This is a genomic window from Falsiroseomonas sp. RANM36, from assembly GCF_056682175.1.
The window spans coordinates 691607-698075 of the sequence record NZ_JBWXTD010000005.1 but is presented as its reverse complement, the minus strand read 5'-3'; the positions used below and the strand labels follow the sequence as shown (position 1 = coordinate 698075).

Annotated in this window: 5 protein-coding genes; 3 read left to right on the top strand and 2 right to left on the bottom strand. The window is 69.8% G+C overall.

Annotation, left to right across the window (positions count from 1 at the left end; all coding sequences use genetic code 11):
• Positions 1-714: L-serine ammonia-lyase (locus tag AC1MIR_RS21365; RefSeq protein WP_480030194.1), on the top strand; the 714-nt coding region annotated here is incomplete at its 5' end.
• Between the two features lie 174 nt (positions 715-888).
• Here the strand turns inward: AC1MIR_RS21365 and AC1MIR_RS21360 are convergent.
• Complete coding sequence (locus tag AC1MIR_RS21360; RefSeq protein WP_480030193.1) at positions 889-2592, bottom strand: AfsR/SARP family transcriptional regulator; 1704 nt, start codon at positions 2590-2592, stop codon at positions 889-891.
• A 143-nt stretch (positions 2593-2735) separates the two neighbouring features.
• On the opposite strand from AC1MIR_RS21360, the gene AC1MIR_RS21355 reads away from it, so the two are divergent.
• Positions 2736-3392 (top strand): peroxiredoxin, encoded by a 657-nt coding sequence (locus tag AC1MIR_RS21355; protein WP_480030192.1) that lies wholly within the window; start codon positions 2736-2738, stop codon positions 3390-3392.
• A 28-nt stretch (positions 3393-3420) separates the two neighbouring features.
• The gene (locus AC1MIR_RS21350; RefSeq protein ID WP_480030191.1) at positions 3421-4455 is read left to right on the top strand and encodes an MBL fold metallo-hydrolase; all 1035 of its coding nucleotides are present in this window, start codon (positions 3421-3423) and stop codon (positions 4453-4455) included.
• A 584-nt stretch (positions 4456-5039) separates the two neighbouring features.
• On the opposite strand, the gene AC1MIR_RS21345 is transcribed toward AC1MIR_RS21350, so the two are convergent.
• Positions 5040-6374 (bottom strand): cadherin-like domain-containing protein, encoded by a 1335-nt coding sequence (locus tag AC1MIR_RS21345; protein ID WP_480030190.1) that lies wholly within the window; start codon positions 6372-6374, stop codon positions 5040-5042.
• Positions 6375-6469 lie beyond the last annotated feature (95 nt).

Genomic DNA, 6469 nt, shown 5'->3' with positions numbered 1-6469 from the left:
GGGGGGGGGGGGGGGGGGGGGGGGGGGGGGGGGGGGGGGGGGGGGGGGGGGGGGCGGGGCGGGGGGGGGGGGGGGGGGGCGGGGGCGCCCCCCCCCCCCGCCCGCAACGAGGCCGATCCGCTCGCCGCGATGGATTGGACCAACCTTTGGGCGCTGGCCGTGAATGAGGAGAATGCCGCGGGCGGGCGCGTGGTGACCGCACCCACCAACGGCGCCGCGGGCATCGTGCCGGCCGTACTGCACCACTACGAGCGCTTCGTGCCGGGCGCGAACCCCGCCCGCATCGAGGACTACTTCCTCGCCGCCGCCGCGATCGGCGCGATCATCAAGCGCAACGCCTCGATCTCCGGCGCCGAGGTGGGCTGCCAGGGCGAGGTCGGGTCGGCCTGCGCCATGGCCGCCGCCGGCCTCGCTGCCGCGCTCGGCGGGAGCAATGCGCAGGTCGAGAACGCCGCCGAGATCGCGCTGGAGCACAATCTCGGCCTGACCTGCGATCCAGTGGCGGGATTGGTCCAGGTGCCCTGCATCGAGCGGAATGCGATCGGTGCCGTGAAGGCGATCAATGCCGCCCGGCTCGCGCTGCATGGCGACGGCCGACACCTGGTCTCGCTCGACCAGGTTGTCGCGACGATGCGCCAGACGGGCCTCGACATGTCGCACAAATACAAGGAGACCTCGCTCGGCGGGCTCGCGGTCAACGTGATCGAGTGCTGAGCGGGCGCATTGGATCTGCGCCGACGAGGAGGTCGAGGTCTTCATCGTCTCGCCGACCACCCCGCGCGACCGTGTATTGGTAGGGCTCGGCGCTCGTCGGGAAGCGGCATGTCGATCAAGAGATCGAGGACAGGCCGGTAGACCAGCAATGCGCTCCGCCCCCACGATGCGCCCTCAGGCGCCTTCCGCACGGGCCAGGCACCGGGCCTGATCCCGTGCCCGGGCCAGGTCGGCGAAGCGGGATGCGGCTTCGCAGAACAACGCTCTGGCCTGTTCCCGCCTGCCCTGGGCCAGCCGGTGAACGCCGCGAGCCTCCCAGACCGAGGCGACCCAGGGACCGCCCTGCCACATGCCTGCAATCCGCTCCGCCGCGTCGATCCGGCATGCCGCCTCGTCGACATCGCCAGCCTCGGCCAGTGCGATCGAGGAGGCGATACGGAAGCCCATGGAGCAGGGCTGACAGGTGGTGCGCTCAAGAACCAGCCGATCGCCCTGGCGAATCGCCTCCTCCCTCTGCTCGGCAGCCGACGCCGCCTCCACGGCGAGCGCGGCATAGCGGATCAGCAGATGCGGCGTGAGCCAGGTCCGCTCGGCGATGCTCAGGCCCTTCTGCAGCAGCCGTCCGGCACGCCATTTCTGGCCACGGGCCAATGCGACCTCGGCGATCCGATGCAGAGCCAATGCACGGCCTACCGGCGCCTCCGCTTCAGCGTGCAGTTCGTCTGCGCGGGTCAACAGCGCATCTGCGGCCTCCAGGCGTCCGGAAAACAACTCCGCCTTGCCGAGGATGAGGGTCGCCAGCGCGCGGCCGTGCGTCGACCCGGCATCCTCCGCGATCGCAAGCAGTTCCTCGGCGAGTCGTGCCATCTCCGCATGACCGCGCGCATTGCAGAGGCAGAACTCGGCCAGGCAGAGGTGCCCGTCGAAGACGCTTCCTGCTCCGGGATCCTTCTGGCGGGCCCAAGTGATGAACTCGGAGCGGAACAGGCTTTGCCATTGCCCTTGCATGTGAGCGACAAGGCCGACCAACGCGCTCGCCTCGCCGATCTCACGGGCGAGGTTGCTCGCCAGGGCCAGGCGGCGCGCTTCCTCGGCGCTTCTCTGCGCAGCGCCGAAGTCGCCGCTGTGCAGGTGAATGGTCCCCCAGGCCATGAGACCGCGCACATGGTCCGCGATGCCGGGCGGCTCGGGCGCCTCCAGGGTGATCGCCTTCTCGTAGAGCCGCACGGTCGCCGCGGAAGGGCCGAGGCCCATGTCGATGCGCAGCCGCTCGCGCAGGCGCTGGAACTGGCGAATGGCCTCGTCGCGGTCGCCCTTCGCCAGGGCTGCTTCCATCAAGGCGCGGACGGCCGCCTCGTCCGTGGGGCTGACGTCGACGAGACGCTGCCACAACCCGGCACGACGCAGCAGTTGCAGATGGAGTTGCTGCAGCCGTTCGCGCGCCGTCTCCGCCCACTCCGCATAGCGATCATCCGGCAGCAACTCGCCACCATAGCTGTCCGCCGCGCGCGCGCAGGCATCGGCATCGCCGTCCCGCAACGCGGCCCGTGCCTCGGCCTCGAAAACCTCGGCATCGATGATCCGCTCGGCCTTCGGGCCAAGGGCGATCAGCTCGGCATCCCCGCCGATCACCTCGTGCTCGCCAAGTGTCCGCCGCGCGAAGTGGACCGCCTTGCGCAGGTTCGCCGCGGCGGCGTCCGGCGCGAGATCGGGCCAGAGCGCCTCCATCACCTGCTCACGATGGAGACGACAACGCGGCGCGAGTGCCAGCAGCTTGATCAGCGCCGCGCTGCGGGACCGGCGCCACTCCTGCTCGGCTGTCTGTCGCCCGTCCACCGAGATGCGAAAGCCACCCAGGAGCGTGACTTCAAGGCGCATGGGCTCGTTCCTCCCTCGGCGCCATCCTGCCGCGAACCCGCAACGACGGGTATCCCATCACGGCAAGGTATGGATCGGGGAACGGTGGAGGAACGGCGGGAGGGCACCATCGCCGCACTGCCACCCAGGAAAGGATCCATCCCATGTCACTCCGCATCGGCGACCTGGCCCCCGATTTCGAAGCCGAGACGACTCATGGCCGACTGCGTTTCCATGAATGGCTCGGAGATGCCTGGGGCGTGCTGTTCTCCCACCCCAAGGACTTCACCCCGGTCTGCACGACCGAGCTCGGCACCGTGGCGCGGCTGAAGCCGGAATTCGACCGGCGCAACGTCAAGGTCATCGGGCTCAGCGTCGATCCCGTGACCAAGCACGCGATCTGGGCCAAGGACATCGAGGAGACCCAGGGTCACGCACCGAACTTCCCCATGATCGGCGACCCGACGCTGGCCGTCTCGAAGCTCTACGACATGCTGCCGGCGGCGGCCGGCGACACGGCGGAGGGACGCACGGCGGCCGACAACCAGACGGTCCGCAATGTGTATGTGATCGGGCCGGACAAGAAGGTGCGGCTGGTCATCGTCTACCCCATGACCACCGGTCGCAACTTCGACGAGCTGCTGCGGGTGATCGACTCCATGCAGCTCACGGCGCGGCACAAGGTGGCGACGCCGGCGAACTGGGCACAGGGCGACGACGTGATCATCACGCCTGCCGTCAGCGACGACGAGGCGGAGCGCCTGTTCCCGGGCTACAGCACCTTGAAGCCCTATCTCCGCACCACCCGCCAGCCGCTCTGAAGCGTCCCGCAAAGAGGAGCATGGACCGATGATCTTCCGCCAACTCTTCGACGCCACGTCGAGCACCTACACCTACCTGCTGGCGAGCCGGCGCGGCGGGGAGGCGCTGATCATCGACCCCGTGCTGGAGCGCGTCGACCGCTACCTCAAGCTGATCGAGGAACTCGATCTCAAGCTGGTCAAGGCGGTGGACACGCATCTGCACGCCGACCACATCACCGGCCTCGGCGCGCTGCGCGACCACACGAAGTGCATCACCGTGATGGGGGAGCAGTCCGGCGTGGACGTGGTGTCCATGCGCGTCGCCGACGGCGACCGGCTCGACATCGAGGGGCTGTCGCTCGGGGTGATCTACACGCCCGGCCACACCGACGACAGCTACTGCTTCACCCTGGCCGACCGCGTCTTCACCGGCGACACGCTGCTGATCCGCGGCACCGGGCGGACGGATTTCCAGAACGGCAGCGCGCGCGCCCAGTACGAGAGCATCTTCAATCGCCTGCTCAAGCTGCCGGACGACACGCTGGTGTACCCGGCGCACGACTACAAGGGCGACAGTGTCAGCACGATCGCCGAGGAGAGGGCGCACAATCCGCGCCTCAGAGTGAAGTCGGTCGAGGAATACGAGGCGCTGATGGCCGGGCTGAAGCTCTCCAATCCGAAGATGATGGATGTCGCCGTGCCGGCCAACATGCGTCAGGGATTGCATCAGGCGGAGGTGGCCCGGCGCGGCTGGGCGGTCGACGCGGGGACCGCCATGGGGCTGCTCGGACAGGCCGACATCGCCTTCATCGACCTCCGCGAGCGAGCCGAGCGCGAGCGCCACGGCGTCCTCCCCGGCGCACTGCACGTCCCGTATTCCAGCCTGGCCGAGACCATGGCGCCGGGCGGCCTGCTGCACGAACTCGCCACCACGACGGGCAAGCGTCTGGTGTTCTTCTGCGCCTTCGGCGAACGCTCCGCCATGTCGGTCCAAGCGGCACAGGATGCCGGCCTTCACGCCGCTTCGCATGTTGAGGGCGGCATGGATGCATGGAAGAAAGCCGGGGGCTTGCTGGCGTAAGGCGCTTCCGACTCCGCAGCGACAATGCTGGGCAACGGTGCGGAGTCGATCGGCTTGCCGCCACCGTTTGCAGGCCGAGCCCATGCGGACCCCGCACGGGTCATCTTCCCCCGCCGCTCCCGCGCGTCCAGCTTCGGCTGCGGCGGCTGGCCGTGTGCCGCCCGGCGTCGGCCGCCACATCGGCATGGCATGCGCGGTCGGTCGCGGCGCGGCGGCGGGGCGGGCGGCGGTGCCGGCCTGCTACCCTCAAGGTCCAGAGATTCTGCCGGGGCTGGAGACGGCATTCGGCCTCTCGTTCCGTCGTCGCCCCCTGAAGGTCTGCGCGCAAATGCCGGCCAGACGGGCGCTTCCACGCTGTCCGGACAGCAATGGAGAAAAGTCGGGGAACAAATTTTCCGGCAGCGACGCGTGTGGCGGGCAGACCGTGTGCGTGTCCCAACGAACGTCGAACGGCCGAGAAGGGCGGCCCGGGTTCCGCCAGAAAGCGGCCGCGCAGGAAGCGGAGGACTGCCCCCCCCCGGGGGGCGGGGGCGCGGCCCCAACAGACGCCAATACGCCCCCCCCGGCGGGTTCAGGCGCTTGCGTCAGACCACCACGATCTCCGCCCCCGACCAGTTCCTGAGGCCGGCGAGGTTGGCGATCAGCACCGGGCCGGCGGCATCAGTGCCGTCCTCGTCCCACCACAGCGTGAAGTCGTTGGTGTCGTAGACGAACTGCCCGAGCACCCCGGCCGGCGCCCCTGCCGTGTTGGCGACGTAGCGGCCGGTCGCGACGAGGTCGGTGCCGACGGCCAAGCCGAAACCCGTACCGGAAACCTGGATGGTGTCGTCCAGGCCGCGATAGGCGAGGATGCGGTCGCCGCCCTCCTCCGGCGCGCCGTAGAAGAACACGTCCGCACCGCGCTCTCCGTTCAGCGTGTCGGCACCAAGCCCGCCGCGCAGCGTGTCGTTGCCGTCGCGCCCGGAGAGCTGGTCGTTGCCCTCGAGGCCGTCGAGCAGGTTGGCGCCGCTGTTGCCGCTGATGACGTTGGCGCCGGTGTTGCCAGTGCCGTTCACCGCGGCGAGGCCGCCGAGCGTGAGGTTCTCCACCTCCTCGGCCAGCGTCCAGCTGATCGTGGAGCGGACGATGTCGGTGCCGCCGTCGGGCGCCTCGCTGATGAGGTCGCCGGCCGTCACGCCGTCATAGACGTCATTGCCGGCGCCGCCGACCAGCAGGTCGATGCCGTCGCCGCCGATCAGCGTATCGGCGTCCTCGCCACCGTAGAGAATGTCGGCTCCGCTGCCACCGACCAGCCTGTCGCGGCCGGAGCCGCCATCGAGCAGGTCGTTGCCCGTGCTGCCCTGCACGACTTCGTTGCCACCATCGCCGAACAGGCTGTCGTCGCCCGCGAGGCCGCTGATGGTGTCATTGTCCGCACCGCCAACGATGCTGTTGGCGCCGCCGTTGCCGGTCAGGATCAGCCCGGCGGTGACCGGCAGCAGGTCCAGTTGCGCCGCCGCGGCCACCGTGGTCGTCCCGTCGCTGACCTGGTAGGTGAAGTCAACGAAGCTGTCGTCGTCCACCGCGCCGCGGAAGCTCCAGCCGCCGCCCGTCAGCGGCGTCAGCGTACCGGAGGACGCGACGAGGTTCAGCACCGTCAGCCCGTCATCGTCCGGATCGCTCCAGCCGGCCAGGAGATCCGCGACGTTGATGGTGGTGAGGAAGTCCTCGGCGACCGGCGACAGCGCGATCAGCGCCGGGCCGATCGGCGCATCCTGCACCGGCAGGAGGTCCATCGTCGCGCTGCCGGGCACGGTCGCCGCGCCGTCGGTCACCAGGTAGGTGAAGCCGGCCGCGCCGTCGTCATCCTGCGCCGCCTGGTAGCTCCAGCGCCCCGCGTCGATCTGCGTCAGCGTGCCCGCGCCGGCGACGAGTGTCAATCGGCACACAAACGGGACCCCGGATCGGCGTGCAAAAGGGACCCCCTTTTGGTGTGCATGGACGCGCCCGGGTTGGCCGGTGCGGAGCCGTAGGC

Bases quoted from the DNA above. Each gene is read 5' to 3' on its own strand.
- AC1MIR_RS21360 (WP_480030193.1), bottom strand. From the start codon at position 2,592: ATGCGCCTTGAAGTCACGCTCCTGGGTGGCTTTCGCATCTCGGTGGAC.
- AC1MIR_RS21350 (WP_480030191.1), top strand. From the start codon at position 3,421: ATGATCTTCCGCCAACTCTTCGACGCCACGTCGAGCACCTACACCTAC.
- AC1MIR_RS21355 (WP_480030192.1), top strand. From the start codon at position 2,736: ATGTCACTCCGCATCGGCGACCTGGCCCCCGATTTCGAAGCCGAGACG.